Source organism: Noviherbaspirillum sedimenti (assembly GCF_003590835.1).
Lineage (GTDB): Bacteria > Pseudomonadota > Gammaproteobacteria > Burkholderiales > Burkholderiaceae_D > Paucimonas > Paucimonas sedimenti.
Genome location: NZ_QYUQ01000002.1, coordinates 584,241 through 598,883 on the forward strand (window position 1 = coordinate 584,241; position 14,643 = coordinate 598,883).

Annotated in this window: 14 protein-coding genes; 10 read left to right on the plus strand and 4 right to left on the minus strand. The window is 54.3% G+C overall.

What is annotated here, in order from left to right:
* Nucleotides 1-48 precede the first annotated feature (48 nt).
* The 3 genes from D3878_RS02855 to D3878_RS02865 are packed head-to-tail and all read right to left on the minus strand — an operon-like array spanning nt 49 to nt 3,138.
* The gene (locus D3878_RS02855; RefSeq protein ID WP_147383871.1) at nt 49-1,209 is read right to left on the minus strand and encodes a hypothetical protein; all 1,161 of its coding nucleotides are present in this window, start codon (nt 1,207-1,209) and stop codon (nt 49-51) included.
* A gap of 36 nt (nt 1,210-1,245) precedes the next feature.
* Nucleotides 1,246-2,031, minus strand: a complete 786-nt coding sequence (locus D3878_RS02860) for an SDR family NAD(P)-dependent oxidoreductase (protein WP_119784107.1) — start codon at nt 2,029-2,031, stop codon at nt 1,246-1,248.
* 33 nt (nt 2,032-2,064) lie between these two features.
* Nucleotides 2,065-3,138: a LysR family transcriptional regulator gene (locus D3878_RS02865; RefSeq protein WP_119784108.1), complete on the minus strand. Its 1,074-nt coding sequence runs from the start codon at nt 3,136-3,138 to the stop codon at nt 2,065-2,067.
* 86 nt (nt 3,139-3,224) lie between these two features.
* Between D3878_RS02865 and D3878_RS02870 the strand changes: the two genes are divergently transcribed.
* Nucleotides 3,225-3,449, plus strand: coding sequence for a hypothetical protein (locus tag D3878_RS02870; RefSeq protein WP_158592162.1), 225 nt, complete (start codon nt 3,225-3,227; stop codon nt 3,447-3,449).
* On the opposite strand, the gene D3878_RS02875 is transcribed toward D3878_RS02870, so the two are convergent.
* A complete protein-coding gene (locus D3878_RS02875) occupies nt 3,450-3,926 on the minus strand; it encodes a MaoC family dehydratase (protein ID WP_119787663.1) in 477 nt (158 codons plus the stop codon).
* A gap of 265 nt (nt 3,927-4,191) precedes the next feature.
* Here D3878_RS02875 and D3878_RS02880 point away from each other — a divergent pair, with 265 nt between their 5' ends.
* The 9 genes from D3878_RS02880 (at nt 4,192) to D3878_RS23975 (ending at nt 14,627) form a co-directional block, all read left to right on the plus strand.
* Nucleotides 4,192-5,829: a flavin-containing monooxygenase gene (locus tag D3878_RS02880; RefSeq protein WP_119784110.1), complete on the plus strand. Its 1,638-nt coding sequence runs from the start codon at nt 4,192-4,194 to the stop codon at nt 5,827-5,829.
* A 2-nt stretch (nt 5,830-5,831) separates the two neighbouring features.
* On the plus strand, nt 5,832-6,758 hold the full coding sequence (locus D3878_RS02885; RefSeq protein WP_119787664.1) for an alpha/beta hydrolase: 927 nt from the start codon (nt 5,832-5,834) through the stop codon (nt 6,756-6,758).
* Nucleotides 6,759-6,796: 38 nt separating this feature from the next.
* Nucleotides 6,797-7,888 (plus strand): alcohol dehydrogenase catalytic domain-containing protein, encoded by a 1,092-nt coding sequence (locus D3878_RS02890; RefSeq protein ID WP_119784111.1) that lies wholly within the window; start codon nt 6,797-6,799, stop codon nt 7,886-7,888.
* 63 nt (nt 7,889-7,951) lie between these two features.
* On the plus strand, nt 7,952-9,400 hold the full coding sequence (locus tag D3878_RS02895) for an aldehyde dehydrogenase family protein (protein ID WP_233556209.1): 1,449 nt from the start codon (nt 7,952-7,954) through the stop codon (nt 9,398-9,400).
* 316 nt (nt 9,401-9,716) lie between these two features.
* Complete coding sequence (locus D3878_RS02900) at nt 9,717-10,040, plus strand: 2Fe-2S iron-sulfur cluster-binding protein (protein ID WP_119784113.1); 324 nt, start codon at nt 9,717-9,719, stop codon at nt 10,038-10,040.
* Between the two features lie 35 nt (nt 10,041-10,075).
* Entirely contained in the window at nt 10,076-11,335 is a 1,260-nt protein-coding gene (locus tag D3878_RS02905) for an NAD(P)/FAD-dependent oxidoreductase (RefSeq protein ID WP_119784114.1), read from the plus strand.
* A gap of 57 nt (nt 11,336-11,392) precedes the next feature.
* Nucleotides 11,393-13,531 carry a fatty acid oxidation complex subunit alpha FadB gene (gene fadB, locus D3878_RS02910; protein ID WP_119784115.1) on the plus strand — a complete coding sequence of 713 codons (2,139 nt, stop codon included), beginning with the start codon at nt 11,393-11,395 and terminating at the stop codon, nt 13,529-13,531.
* Nucleotides 13,532-13,671: 140 nt separating this feature from the next.
* A complete protein-coding gene (locus D3878_RS02915; RefSeq protein ID WP_119784116.1) occupies nt 13,672-14,421 on the plus strand; it encodes an electron transfer flavoprotein subunit beta/FixA family protein in 750 nt (249 codons plus the stop codon).
* A gap of 44 nt (nt 14,422-14,465) precedes the next feature.
* Entirely contained in the window at nt 14,466-14,627 is a 162-nt protein-coding gene (locus D3878_RS23975; protein WP_199688068.1) for a hypothetical protein, read from the plus strand.
* Nucleotides 14,628-14,643 lie beyond the last annotated feature (16 nt).

The window sequence follows — 14,643 nt, forward strand, 5'->3', positions numbered from 1 at the left end:
AAAAATGAAATCCTGCCGGTGGACCGATTTGCCGGCAAGAGGAATGGCTCAGGCGCCCTTGTACTGGATCGCGTAGATCGACCCGTCGGGCTCATGGAAATTGCCGGACGAATAGCTGTGGCGCACGTTGGTGATGATCAGCCGGTTGTTGGTGAAGCCGAGCAGATTCTGTCCTGCCTGCAGATTGGTGGCGAAGACATGTTCCTTGCCATCGGCGTCGCGCCGGATGATCTCCGCAGAGTAGGGCAACGCCTGCGGCTCGGCCGCCGTCCAGTGGACGGAGGAAATGAAGCCGTGATTTTCCGGCCGAAACATCTGACCAGCATAGTGTCCAAAGCCTGCCGGTGCGCGATGACCCATTCCGCCCGATAGCGCGGCGACGGATTCGGGCTCCACCGTGCGTCCGACCACACGATAATGGCCAGGCTTGTAGGTCCGGTTCTGCACGCCGAAATGGGTTCCCCACGACCCCTCGACCACTAGCATATTGGGTTCGCCCGCGATTTCCGGATCGGCATAATAGAGGCGATAGGGCATCAGTGGCCCGGGGCCGTTGACCCCATCCATGACGATCCACGGTTCGATCGTCGCGTCGGGACGAACGGCATAAATTGTGCAGTTGTGCATGGAAATAATAAGCAGCAGGCCTTCCTCTGGCGTACCGGGACGGCCGAACACGCCCGGCATCAGCGCACCCGAAATGCCGCCACCGAGGCTGCCAGCGCGTGGGGGAATGCCGAAGCCGTGCGGCTTGTCGTCACCCGGCCCCAAGCGATAGATCATGTGATCGACGACAGCGCCACGGCGGCCCGGAATGATCTGGCTGCAGAAAAAGATATGGCCGCCCCAGTCGCCCCAGCCCTCCGGCGCGATGATTGGCCGAAACACGCCGGCCTGCCGACCGGCGCCAGGTGCCATGATTGTTTCGAGCCGGTTGTCGGCATGCAGGCGATACAGAGCGCCATGGCCCATGGCCGGATCCCAGCCCGGTTGCTGCTGGCCGCCGATGTCGGAGATCAGGATCGATCCTTCCGGCTTCCCCCAGGCGTTGTCCGGCTTCCAGTCCCAGAATACCTGCGGATCGTAGAGAAATTCACCGCCCGCCACGATCTCGACGACCTCATAATCGGGGTCAAGCACTTCAACCCGCATCGCGCACATTTGCTTAAGTCGCACTGGGTCCATCATCGGTTCGGTCATTTTAGTCATTTCATTATCCTTGGTTGAGCGTGAAAAATTCAGATGTCAGAGCGGCGCCGGAAACTTAATTCGCTGGAAACGCCCATCCTCAAAATCGGTGCGGCAAACCACATTGCCCGTGAATTCGCGGCGGCATTGCGCGAGCCAGACAATCGAAGGACAAATCGATTCCGGCTGGGCGTAAGTGCTCAACTGCGACCGATCCAGCACGTGCTGGTGGCTGCTTTCTGTTAGTAGTTTCATCGGTCGGATTGCGTTTGCCGCGATGTTCGATTCGGCGAGTTCCTGTGCCAGCCCTCGCGTGAACTGCTCGACGCCCGCCTTGGCCGCCGAATAGGCGACGTTGAGCGCTGCGCGGTGCGTGGGGTCTGCGCCTGTCGAAGACATATTGATGATGCTGCCGCCACCGGCGGCGACAAGATGCGGAATGGCGAAGCGGGCGCACAGGAAAGTGCCGGTCATGTGGGCCGTGATCGTCTCGTCCCACAGCGCGAGTTCAATTTCGGCAATTGTTTTGCGGGGGAAGTAAAGCCCGGCGTTATTCATTAACACATCGAGGCGGCCGAATTCTGCGACGGTGGCCGCGATGCTTGCTTCCACAGCGGCGGGATCGCGAATGTCGCAGATCAGCGGTAATGCCTGACCTCCGCTAGCCCTGATCGCGGCAGCCGTTTCGCCCGCCGTGCCGGGCCCCTCGCCCGGCGTGCGCCCGGTCAGGCCGACTGCGGCGCCCGCCTTGGCCAGCCCGACCGCAATGGCACGTCCAATCCCCTTGCTTGCACCAGTGACAAAGGCGACCCGCCCGGCGAGCGGTTTTTCGATTATCAGCATCTATTTCTCCATATGAAATCCACCTGACGAATGTTATGGATGCATGTCATATGCGTCAAATGACGAATTTTCAGGGTCGCTATGAGCCGATTTCATATGGTCATTCGGCCGATTTTCAGAATGACCTGTGACGGGCAATCCAGATGGAGGCATGGCGCAAAACCGATCGGCAATCACGCGGAGAGTTAGTTCGCGCAACCAAATGTGCGCTGCACTGTCTGTTCGATCCCGCGACCATAACATCGAAATTGTTACCGCATCAGTTGCCATTGGCACGTCGACGATGCGCAAGCCAAGTTCCAAGGCATGCGCCTGAACGAGTCGCCGAGGCAGAAATGCCGCCATGTTCGACCGGGCAATTATCTGCATGGCCGTGCGATTGTCGTAGACGGCCCCGCGGGCAGGGGGGACATGATAAGCCGCCGGCATGTGCTTCATCAGGACTTCTTCCGGGTTGATCGTCAGGCGCCTCTCCAGACCGTCGACGTTGCTACCCATAAACTCATCTTCCGCGCTGTTCGCGGCCGAAACGTTAAGGCGCGGCAGCGCGAGCAGGGCAGCGACGTCAATCGTTTCCGCCATCGGGTGACCTTTTCGGACGACCCACACCATGTCCTCAGTAAGCAGTGGCTGCGCTGCCAATTGTGCGGGAATCCTGCCGAAAGTCCCCAAAGTAAGGTCGATATTGCCCACGACAAGATCTTCTACGAGCCGGTCCGTATGTTTGCGAATCAGAAACTGCGACCGCGGAGCGGTAGTGATGGCGGCAATCAGAAGGTCCTGCGCTACCAGCTCGCAAAGATAGGGACCGGCGGCAATGGTGAAACTCCTCTCCGTAGTATGTGGATCGAAGTTTGTCCTTTCGCTGGATTGCATGAGGCTGCGAATAGCCTGACGCACCCGCGGTTCAATATCCAAAGCATATGGGGTGGGGCGCAGGCCGCTCGGCGACCGGGTAAAGAGGCGATCACCAAGTGTAAGTCGCAGACGATTGAGTGCATGGCTGACCGCAGGCTGGGTCACATTCAGACGAGCTGCGGCTGCGCTGACGCTCCTCTCGTCGAAGACCATAAGGAAAAGACGATAAAGATTTAGATCGGGAGTCATTGGTGGCAATTGAAATATGAACCGGACTTGGAAACCACGCACATGGTGCCGCGTCCTGCTGGTTGAGGACGAGACGGATTTGCTGCTTGCACTGGTTGCCCAAGCGGGTGCCGGAACTCAATCCGATGGATACGCTCTGGGGACAAGGGATAGATGTGATCAACCCCAACCGGCAGTACGCCAGACTGGATGAGCAAGTCAAACTGTTCATCACGCATTTGTTCAGCCTGTCGAACAAGGAAGCATTGCAAACCTCGAGCGTACTGTCGAAGAGTTTTTGGTTGAAACCCGTTTTGTCAAAAAACTTTTGATCACTTGCTTAGCCAGCGGCCGAGCATCCATCGCGCCACCAATGTCGGCCGTTGTTGGTTTTTAATCTCGACCGACACCATGTAAGTCACCAGGATGAACCGAGGTTTTGGCTCGCTTATCTCGGCGAGGTCAAATCGTGCACGTATCCGTGAGTTAACCGGCAGTGGTGTGACAAACCGAACCCGGTCAAAGCCGTAATTAATCCCCATTTTTGTGCCCTCAATCACAGGCACTGCCGTATGCATCAGCTTCGTCAATAGAGAAAGCGTCAGCAGTCCATGCGCAATCGTGCCACCGAAATGAGTCTTGGCCGCGCGCACAGGATCGACATGGATGAAGGCATCGTCTCCGGTTATAGATGCAAATTCATCGATCATTGCTTGCGTTACCAGTAGCCATTCAGAAGAATTTCCGCAAGCGCCAATGCTCTTGCGGTACTCGTCGATTGTAATTGTCTGTCGTGTTCGCTCTGTCATCTGTTTCTCCATGTTTTTGATGGATTTAAAAAGAATGCTGCGGGCGCTTGTAAATGTGTGATTTTGCAAATCAAATTTATTCTTGATTGTCGGCTTGACGCACCATTGAAATCAATCCATACTTTATTCTAAACGATAACTACGTTATATACGTTGATGTAGTTTGTTGATATTGATACTTGGGAATGGGATAACCACCCGCTGGTACGTGGCGGATTTCGGATCAATGAAGAAGAATTATTGATATAAAGAAGGAGACGTTTCAATGCAATTATGTGAAGCAGATTATCGGAAAGACAACGAAAGCCAGGCTTGCGAGTTTGACGCCATTGTCGTTGGCGCAGGCTTTGGCGGCATGTACGCGCTACACAAGCTGCGTGGACTCGGGATGCGTGTGCGTGTACTCGAAGCGGCGCCCGACGTCGGCGGCACTTGGTACTGGAACCGCTATCCCGGTCTTCGGTGTGACGCAGAAAGCGTGGAATATTCCTATTCTTTTGATGACGGACTGCAACAAGATTGGGAGTGGACGGAAAAGTTCGCGACGCAACCAGAAATCCTGCGTTATGCAAAGCACGTTGCCGACCGGTTTGACTTCAGGCGCGATATCAACTTCGAAACACGCGTGAAGTCGGCAACGTATGACGAGGCCACCAAGCGCTGGTGCATAGTGACTGATCGTGACGAAGAGCTGACGGCACGCTTTTTTATCATGGCGACAGGATGCTTGAGTGTTGCCAGCGTACCTAAGATGAAGGGATTGGATAGTTTCAAGGGGCGCTGGTATCACAGCAGCAATTGGCCAGAGGGGGGAGTGAATTTCAAGGGATTGCGCGTCGGTGTTATTGGCACCGGTTCCACAGGCATTCAGCTAATTCCGGAGGTGGCCAAGGATGCAGCGCATCTCTACGTGTTTCAGCGTACGCCGAACTTCACAGTGCCGGCTCAAAACGGACCACTCTCGCCTGATTTCAAAAAGTACGTTAAAGAAAACTACGCGGATATCCGTGCTCGTGCCAGACAACAGGGACTTGGCTTGCACACTCACGGCGATCAATCGGCATTTGGCGTCTCCGCTGAAGAACGCCAAAGGCGTTTTGAAGCTGCGTGGCAGCAGGGCGGTCCACAGTTTATGTTTGTCTTTAATGATCAGCTAAAAAATCCAGAAGCAAACAAGGCTGCCGTTGATTTCGTGCATGGAAAAATTCGCTCTATCGTCAAGGATCCTGCAACAGCCGATACGCTTTGCCCAAAGGATTACCCAATAGGTGCAAAACGCATTTGTGTAGACACGAACTACTACGCGACGTTCAACCGTGAGAACGTCACTCTAGTCGATTTGCGCAAGTCACCTATTGAAGAACTAACTGAGGCGGGCTTGAAAACCAGTAATGGGGATTATGAGCTCGATGCCATTGTTTTTGCGACGGGATTCGACGCAATGACCGGTGCATTGTTGAAGGTTAATATCATCGGGCGCAACGGACTCAAGCTGGCGGACAAATGGTCTGCAGGCCCGCAAAATCTTCTTGGCATCACGGTTTCTGGATTCCCGAATTTCTTCATGATTACCGGACCTGGAAGTCCATCCGTTTTCTCGAATGTCGTGATGTCGATTGAGCAGCATGTGGATTGGATGGTTGATTGCCTTAAATATATGAGAGAGCAAGGCTTCGCTGCGATCGAAGCCAGCGCAGAAGCCGAATCAAGCTGGGTGCAGCATGTGAATGATGTCGCCAATAATACGTTGCTGCCGCAAGCAAATTCCTGGTACGTAGGCGCCAATATTCCAGGAAAACCTCGAGTCTTCATGCCTTACGTTGGTGGGGTCGGTCAGTTCCGCAAGAAATGCGATGAAGTGGCGGAAAATGACTATAGCGGTTTTGCACTCGAAAGGGGATGACGATGCCACTTGACGATGCAACTACAGCATTCATTGCGCAAGTCAGTCAGGCCCGACCACGGCCATTGACGGAAATGGCGCCAGATGAAGTTCGTCTGGGAACTGCGCGCCTGCGTGCTCTTTATGGAACAGGGCCCGGCATGCAACGCACAGAAGATGTGCGCGTGGGTGAGGGCGAGCATGCTTTTGATGTCCGCGTGCTGGTACCAAATCAGGCGCCTTCTGGGGTTATTCTCTATTTCCATGGCGGCGGCTGGGTCACCGGCGACATTGACGACTTCGATGTGTTGGGGCGAAAAGTCGCAGAGCGCACTGGATGCGCAGTGCTGCTAGTGAATTATCGCCTCGCTCCGGAACATCGCTTCCCTGCCGCAGTGAACGACGCCTGTGCTGCATTGCATTGGGCAGATGCCAATATCGAAGCTATAGCAGGTCGTCAGGTTCCGTTGGTTCTGCTAGGTGATAGCGCTGGTGGGAATCTTGCGGCCGTTGCGGCGCATCGCGCCCGTGATGCTGGCCTGTCCGTAGCCATGCAAGTGCTTCTCTATCCTGTCACGGATTCGGATTTCAATCGTCCAACTTACACGGATCCGAAAAACCAGTTGCTTTTGAATCGCGCATCTATGGTCTGGTTTTGGGACCACTATCTTCCGGATGCTTGCATGCGCCTGCAGCCTGATGCCTCTCCACTGCGCAGCACAAACTTTCAGGTGCTGCCGCCAACCCTTATCCTGACAGCAGAATTCGATCCTCTGCGTGAAGAAGGTGAGGCGTATGCCGCGAAACTGGTTGCCGCAGGTGTACCTGTCGAATTTGAACGCTATGCCGGCCAAATGCATGGTTTCTTCTCGATGGTTAACGTTCTTCCCGGCAGTGAGCGTGCGATTAACCATGTGGCCCGCTTCATCCGGGAACGACTTTCCCGATAATTATTCCATTCACAATTTAGTATAAAAAAGGAGAAATTATGCCTGTAACGTGCAAAGCAGCAGTTGCATTCGGACCTAATGAACCATTGCAGATCCGCGTGATCGAGGTTGCCGACCCCGGCCCTAAGGAAGTCATGGTGCGCCTTGCCGCAACCGGATTGTGCCATTCTGATTTGTCCATGATGGAAGGGAAAGGGAATGTGACCTTCCCGATCGTTTTTGGCCATGAGGGATTCGGCGAAGTGGTCGCCTGTGGCGAGGGGGTGACCGAATTTGAAGTTGGCGACACGGTTATTCCTTATCTGATTCCAGATTGCGGAGAATGCTTTTTTTGCAAATCCGGCAGAACCAATCTGTGTGTGCAGTTCGGGGCGCGACGTCAGTCGCCATGGACGCCGTTTTCCCTGGATGGGAAGCCAATCGCGACATTCATGGGACTTGGCACATTTGCCGAAATTACTGTTGTCAAAGAAGACATGCTGACCAAGGTGGACAGTAAGGCCCCGGCCGACTATGCCTGCTGCATTGGCTGTGGCGTGACAACTGGTATTGGCGCTGCACTCAACACAGCCCAGGTGAAGCCAGGGTCAACTGTAGGTGTCTTCGGCGTAGGTGGCGTTGGGTTAAGCGTTGTCCAAGGCGCGCGGCTTGCAGGCGCCGGCCGCATCATTGCCATTGACATGAATCCAGCGAAGGAAGAAGTTGCGCGCAGGATGGGCGCAACCGACTTCGTCAATGCGAAAGAAGTGGACAACCTGGTATCGCATCTGTTCCAGATGACTGGAATGGGCCTGGATTACGCGTTCGAATGTGTCGGCTCGCCTAAACTGATGGCATTGGCTCTGGAGGCGACCAATCCGGCATGGGGACTGGCGGTCAATATCGGAGTTGTGGAAGCAGGAAAAGAGCTCACCACACTGCCAAATACGCTTGTTACTGGACGTCGCTGGACCGGTTCCCTCATGGGCGGCGCAAAGCGTCAGGATGTATCCCGCTACGTCGACATGTTCATGCGCGGTGAGATAAAACTGGATGATCTCGTCTCGCACAGGCTGGATCTGGAAGAGATTAATCATGGCTTTGACATGATGCGCAGCGGCGAATCGGTGCGTTCCGTGATCATGTATTGAAATACCGATCGCTGGCTTCTCTGAACAAGATGAGGTTTGATCACTTTCGAAAAAGGAATTACAGTGAAATACGCAAACAAATTGCTGATTGACGGCGAATTGGTCGGTACTGCTAAAGGTAAAACATTTGATGTCGAAGACCCGGCGACCGGGCAGGTAATCGCTCAGGCGCCTGCAGGCGATGCAGAAGACATTGACCGTGCTGTGCGCGCCGCGCGTCACTGTTTCGACTCCGGTGCCTGGACGAGCTACACGGCGGCAGATAGAGCTGCAACCATGTGGAAACTGTCTGATACCGTTGCGGCCAATATCGACCAGCTTTCGGAGTTGGAGGTTATCGACAACGGCATGCCTCTGGTGTTCGCACGTGCAAGCCTCAATAGTGCCATCAATGGCCTGCGTTACTATGCGGGCATGTGCACAAAGCTTAATGGTATTACCAGTAATATTTCTGGAGGCGGGCGGCAGATGCATGCGTATACCCAGCGGGATCCGGTCGGAGTGGTCGGTGCAATCACGCCCTGGAATGCGCCGCTGGCTACCTTGATTAACAAGATTGCTCCGGCCATTGCCGCTGGTTGTGCCCTTGTATGTAAACCCGCGGAACAGACGCCGCTGACTTCACTCCGTTTTGCAGAGCTGATCGCTGCGTCCGGCCTGCCACGTGGGCTAATCAATATCGTCACTGGCCTTGGCTCGGTTGCCGGCGCGGCAATAGCAAATCATCCAGGCGTGGATAAAGTTACTTTTACGGGGTCCACTGAGGTCGGCAAGGGGCTGGTTCAGGCTGCGTCGGGCAACCTCAAGCGGCTGACGCTGGAGCTGGGCGGCAAGTCCCCGGTTTTCCTGTTTGACGATGCGGATCTTGAGCGTGCTATTCCTGCTTGTATTATGGCCATTTTTGCGAACAGCGGCCAGGTGTGCTTTGCAGGATCACGTCTGTACGTACAGCGTCGAATCTTTGATGAGGTGGTCAACCGCATTGCCAAGGCAGCAAAAGAAATGCGTTTGGGCAGCGGGCTTGACGCCGCGACGCAGCTGGGTCCGCTGGTGTCACAAAAACAGATGGCACGCGTCCTGAGTTACATAGAGAGTGGTATCACGGAAGGTGCTGAATTGTTAAGTGGTGGCGCCAGGTTCGGAGACAAAGGCTATTTTGTCGAACCGACCGTATTTGCCAACCAGAATGCGCAGGATATTCGTATTGTGCGCGAGGAGATTTTTGGCCCCGTTCTGGTTGCCATGCCATTTGATAACCTGGATGACGTCGCCCATATAGCCAATAGTTCTCCGTACGGCCTCGGAGCGGGAATCTTTTCATCCAATGTGTCGACTGTACATAAAGCCGCACAAATTATCCGGGCAGGGAATATCTGGATTAACTGCTACGGCATTCTTGATAAGTCCATGCCGTTTGGCGGCTTCCGTCAATCCGGCTGGGGGCGCGAACATGGTATTGAAGGGATTGAGCCTTATCTTGAGACAAAATCTGTCTACACAATGCTGGGATAAGTAGCTGGTAGTTGCGATGCGTATGGAGAATAAGCCTGCATGGATTCTGAATGCAGGCTTATTTTCGTGCTCTTTGTGAACTTTTAGCTGCTTGTTTTATTTGTACCGTAGTAGGAAGTCTCATCGTACCTGATCAGATGTCGTTCCAATGTTGAACGGAAGGTTATCGCACGAAACCGACGGCGATAATGCTGAGGTACGGAAAAAGAAATAATCGAATTGCGCCATAACATAATTAACTAGGTTGACTAAGTGGTGTATATGGCGTAAAGTTATTCATGCATTGTTGCATGTTTGTTTTTAAGAAAGGGTTCAAATGCCGAATATTACTTTTATCCTTGCAAATGGGGAACTCAAGAAAGTTGCGGTAGCAGCGGGTGTTTCGCTGATGAAAGCTGCAATTGATGGCGGCACCGGGGGCCTCGATGCCGAATGCGGCGGCTGCCTGACGTGTGCGACCTGTCATGTATATATTGACGGACCTTTGGTCGACAAGATTCCGGCACCGAGCGAAGAAGAGAATGTCATGCTGGAAGGTGCCGCAGTTCACGTGAGGCCGACTAGCCGACTGAGTTGCCAGGTGGTTCTTAGCGATGAGCTGGATGGTCTTGTTGTAGAACTACCAAAGTCGCAATACTGAGCCGTCATTATTAATTCTTTGCGCGAGAAGCGGTCATGGATACATACGACGTATTGGTTGTTGGGGCTGGTCATGGCGGGGCGCAGATTGTTGCAAGTCTACGTCAGCAAGGATTCAAGGGTTCCATCGGTATGATTGGTGACGAGGTCGATGCGCCTTACGAGCGTCCGCCATTGTCAAAAGCTTATCTGGCCGGGGAGACTTCCGTGGACCAACTCTTGTTGCGCCCTCAGGCATTCTGGATAGAGCAAGAAATTGCTTTAAAGACTGGATTGCGCGTGACGTCAGTCGATGCGCAAGCGCACCAGGTGCGCTGTGCTAGTGGCGAACAATTCGGGTACAGGCATTTGGTTTGGGCAACGGGCGGGCAACCCAGGCGGCTTGTCTGCAAGGGTTCCGATCTGGCCGGCATCCATGTCGTACGCACACGTGCTCAGGTAGATGCCATGCGGGATGAGGTTGTCCACGCAAAGAATGTCGTGATCATCGGCGGCGGATACATCGGGTTGGAAACAGCGGCTATTCTCGCTAAGGCAGGAAAATCGGTGTGTGTCATTGAGGCGCAGGATCGCGTGCTTGCGCGGGTAACCTCCCCCGTCGTTTCGGCTTTTTACGAGGAAGAGCACCGGCGGCATGGCGTAAGAATCCTCACAAAGACATCGATCGAATCGCTGCTTGGTGACAAAGGACGTATCGCTGGTGTGCTTTTGTCGAACGGAGAAGTATTGCCGGCAGATATGGCGGTCGTTGGAATTGGTTTAATACCTGAAGTTTCCGCGCTGATGGATGCTGGTGCGGTCTGTACCAATGGCGTCGATATTGATGCACAGTGCAGAACGACGCTCCTGGATGTGTATGCGTTGGGTGACTGTGTAAACTATGTCAATGCCTTTGCCGATGGCGCAAGAGTGAGGCTGGAGTCGGTTCAAAACGCCAACGATCAGGCAAAAGTCGTAGCGACAAACATCATTGGCATAGCGCAGGCTTCTTATTCTGCCGTACCTTGGTTTTGGTCGAATCAATACGATCTCAAGCTGCAGACCGTCGGATTAAATATAGGGTATGACCAAACCGTGGTTCGTGGCAATCCTGATAATCGCAGCTTCAGCGTGGTCTATCTACGCAAGGGCAAGATTATTGCGCTCGACTGCATCAATGCGGCTCGTGATTTTGTTTTCGGAAAGAAGCTCGTCGCTCAGGGCGTTGTCGCGACTGCTGCGCAACTTGAGGATGTGCATGTCGACCTGAATAGCCTTGCAGCGAGTGCGGCAAGCGCGACGGTGGGAGTGCTGTAGCTGAGATAGGCAATTAGCGTCAGCAGATCCGGATCAATAATAAGTTTAAGGAACGACATGTACCAAGGTCACGCGCTACGCGTAATTAATCTGTTTGATGGTCTGGTAGAACTATGCTTTGATCGCACCCATAGCGCGGTTAACAAGTTCGATATGCAAACGGTAGCCGAGTTGAAAGAAGCGACTGACGCGATACGCAAGGCAAACGGTATTCGCGGCATTTTGGTGTCGAGCGCCAAAGAAAATTTCATAGTTGGTGCCGATATCTTCGAGTTTCCGCCTTTGTTCGCCGGCCAAGCCTCGAAGCTCGCTGAGCTTAATTGCAGTCAGAACGCCGTATTTTGCGGCTTCGAGGATTTGGCCGTCCCAATCGTCACGGCAATCAACGGACTTGCCCTGGGTGGTGGGTTCGAAATGGCACTGGCGTCGGACTACCGAGTGATCGCGGAGTCAGCCAAGGTGGGTTTGCCGGAAGTTGGCCTGGGTATTATCCCGGGCTATGGAGGCACGGTGCGCTTGCCCCGACTTGCAGGTGCAAAAACTGCCATTGAATGGATTGTGACTTGCAAACAGCAGGGCGCTGAAACCGCGCTTCGTACCGGCGTGGCCGATCGGTCGGTACCGATCACATTACTAAGAGAAGCGGCTTTGGCGCTGTTGGTGCGGGTTGCGGAAAGTGGAGAATGGAGAGCGAAGCGGGCCGCGCGCTTCGGTCCGGTAACGTCAGAGGCCACTGCTGCCGTTTTCGACCTGGCCAAAACTACCGCAGCAAAGGGTACCCGTCATTATCCTGCAAAATTGGCTGTTGTCGAATTGATTGAACGCGGCATTAACATGTCACGCAATGATGCGCTCATGCTGGAAAACGAGACTTTTGTCCGTGTTGCGACAACGGGCACCGCCCAGGCATTGACGCAAATCTTTATCAATGAGCAAGCTATCAAGAAAAAGGGCAAAGGCTATACGACAATTGCATGCAAAGTCGAACGAGCCGGAGTGCTCGGAGCTGGCATCATGGGTGGCGGTATTGCCTATACGTCTGCTGTACGTGGCGTTCCGGTCGTCATGAAAGATATCGCCCAAGGCGCACTGGACCTGGGTATTGGTGAGGCGCGCAGGCTGCTTGCGAAGCAAGTCACCCAAGGTCGTATAGGCCAGTCCCGGGCTGACGCTGTACTGTCCTCTATTGAACCTACGCTTGAATTCAATGGTTTCGATTCCGTGGATGTGGTTGTGGAAGCAATCGTTGAAAACCTGAATGTCAAAAAGAGTGTTCTGGCCGACGTGGAGCGTCGAGTCCAGCCAAGTACCGTGATTGCTACCAATACGTCTTCGCTGTCAGTTGCGGAACTCGGTACGGCGCTGGTTCGGCCGGAAAATTTCGTCGGCATGCACTTTTTTAATCCGGTGGCCGCCATGCCCCTGGTCGAGGTCATCAAGGGACCGAAGACCTGTGATGAAGCTGCGGCAAGGATTGCTGGATATGCCATGGCGATGGGGAAAACGCCTGTGGTAGTCAAGGATTGCCCGGGATTTTTGGTCAATCGCATCCTGACCACTCAGTTCGTCTCATTTGTGACACTCCTCCGCGATGGCGCCGATTTCCGGCGCATCGACCAGGTCATGGAAGACTTTGGCTGGCCGATGGGTCCTGCCTATCTTCAGGATGTGATTGGGATGGATACCAGCAATCACGTCATCGAGGTCATTACTGCGGGTTACGGCGACCGCATGAAAATCGGTTTTCGGCATGCTGTTGCCGTCATGGCGGAGCAAAAGCGCTATGGACAGAAATCTGGCGCTGGATTTTATCGTTATGAGGCCGATGCGAATGGTCGTTTGCAAAAACATCTTGCAGCTGACAGCTATGCGCTTCTGGCAGAGATTCAGCCACTTGGTCAACGTGACTTTAGTGACGAAGAAATCATTGACCGCATGATGTTGCCAATGGTGATAGAGGCGGCGCTCTGTCTTGAAGAGGGTATTGCCGAATCAGCAGCCGAAATCGACATGAGCCTGGTGCTCGGAATTGGCTTCCCACGGCATTTTGGCGGCGCCCTTAAATACGCCGATCTGGTTGGACTAGAACGCATACTTGAAAAATGTGCTGCATATGCCAGCTTGGGTGGTTGTTATGCACCGACGGAGCGCATGCGCGAGATGGCGCGCCTTGGCAAGCGCTTCCATCTATTATGACGTCTGGCAATATTTAAGCATTGGTCAAGATAATCGAGTAATTTGTTTTTTACGTGGACAGATGTCTCACATCCCTTCTCCTTTGGGGTGCTTTCGCGGGCCACTCTGGTGGTCCGCTTTTTTATTCGCAGGAGTGTCACATGAAAGTTTTAGTTCCAGTCAAACGCGTGGTCGACTACAACGTCAAGGTGCGCGTCAAGTCCGATGGCTCGGGCGTCGAACTCGCCAACGTCAAGATGAGCATGAATCCCTTCGATGAAATCGCCGTCGAGGAAGCCATGCGCCTGAAAGAAGCCGGCAAGGCGACTGAAGTCATCGTCGTGTCCTGCGGTGTTGCGCAATGCCAGGAAACCCTGCGCACTGCCATGGCGATTGGCGCCGATCGCGCCATCCTGGTGGAAACCGATGCCGAGTTGCAGCCGCTGGCCGTGGCCAAGCTCTTGAAAGCCCTGGCCGACAAGGAGCAACCGCAACTGATCATCCTCGGCAAGCAAGCCATCGATGACGACAATAACCAGACTGGCCAGATGCTCGCCGCCCTGCTGGGCTGGGGCCAAGCCACCTTCGCCTCGAAGGTCGTGATCGAAGGCGATAAGGCGATTGTCACCCGTGAAGTCGATGGCGGCTTGGAAACCGTGTCGCTGGCCCTGCCGGCCATTGTCACCACCGACCTGCGCCTGAACGAGCCGCGCTACGTGACCTTGCCCAACATCATGAAGGCCAAGAAAAAGACCCTGGACGTGGTCAAGCCGGCCGATCTGGGGGTGGATGTGGCGCCAAGGTTGAAGACCCTGAAAGTGGTCGAGCCAGCCAAGCGCTCCGCCGGCATCATCGTGCCGGACGTGGCCACGCTGGTCGCCAAGCTGAAGAACGAATCCAAGGTCATTTAGCCCGCGTCATTTAGTTCTCTTCGCACTGCACAGGAACCATGGTCATGGAAAACATTCACCAGCCCACCAAAGAGCAAATCCGGGAATGGCTTGCCAACCGGCGCAAAAGCCCGGCGCCGCTGCCCGATGCCAGGCAGATCCGGCACCAGCTGGACTGGAAGCAGGTCGACCATGCCGATGAGTATCCCATTCAACAAGCCGCCTGAGCACCCGCGTCAATCT

What these genes read in the sequence shown, in the direction of transcription:
- D3878_RS02855 (WP_147383871.1), bottom strand. Translation starts at nt 1,209, where the DNA reads ATGACTAAAATGACCGAACCGATGATGGACCCAGTGCGACTTAAGCAA.
- D3878_RS02860 (WP_119784107.1), bottom strand. Translation starts at nt 2,031, where the DNA reads ATGCTGATAATCGAAAAACCGCTCGCCGGGCGGGTCGCCTTTGTCACT.
- D3878_RS02865 (WP_119784108.1), bottom strand. Translation starts at nt 3,138, where the DNA reads ATGACTCCCGATCTAAATCTTTATCGTCTTTTCCTTATGGTCTTCGAC.
- D3878_RS02875 (WP_119787663.1), bottom strand. Translation starts at nt 3,926, where the DNA reads ATGACAGAGCGAACACGACAGACAATTACAATCGACGAGTACCGCAAG.
- D3878_RS02880 (WP_119784110.1), top strand. Translation starts at nt 4,192, where the DNA reads ATGCAATTATGTGAAGCAGATTATCGGAAAGACAACGAAAGCCAGGCT.
- D3878_RS02885 (WP_119787664.1), top strand. Translation starts at nt 5,832, where the DNA reads ATGCCACTTGACGATGCAACTACAGCATTCATTGCGCAAGTCAGTCAG.
- D3878_RS02890 (WP_119784111.1), top strand. Translation starts at nt 6,797, where the DNA reads ATGCCTGTAACGTGCAAAGCAGCAGTTGCATTCGGACCTAATGAACCA.
- D3878_RS02900 (WP_119784113.1), top strand. Translation starts at nt 9,717, where the DNA reads ATGCCGAATATTACTTTTATCCTTGCAAATGGGGAACTCAAGAAAGTT.
- D3878_RS02905 (WP_119784114.1), top strand. Translation starts at nt 10,076, where the DNA reads ATGGATACATACGACGTATTGGTTGTTGGGGCTGGTCATGGCGGGGCG.
- fadB (WP_119784115.1), top strand. Translation starts at nt 11,393, where the DNA reads ATGTACCAAGGTCACGCGCTACGCGTAATTAATCTGTTTGATGGTCTG.
- D3878_RS02915 (WP_119784116.1), top strand. Translation starts at nt 13,672, where the DNA reads ATGAAAGTTTTAGTTCCAGTCAAACGCGTGGTCGACTACAACGTCAAG.
- D3878_RS23975 (WP_199688068.1), top strand. Translation starts at nt 14,466, where the DNA reads ATGGAAAACATTCACCAGCCCACCAAAGAGCAAATCCGGGAATGGCTT.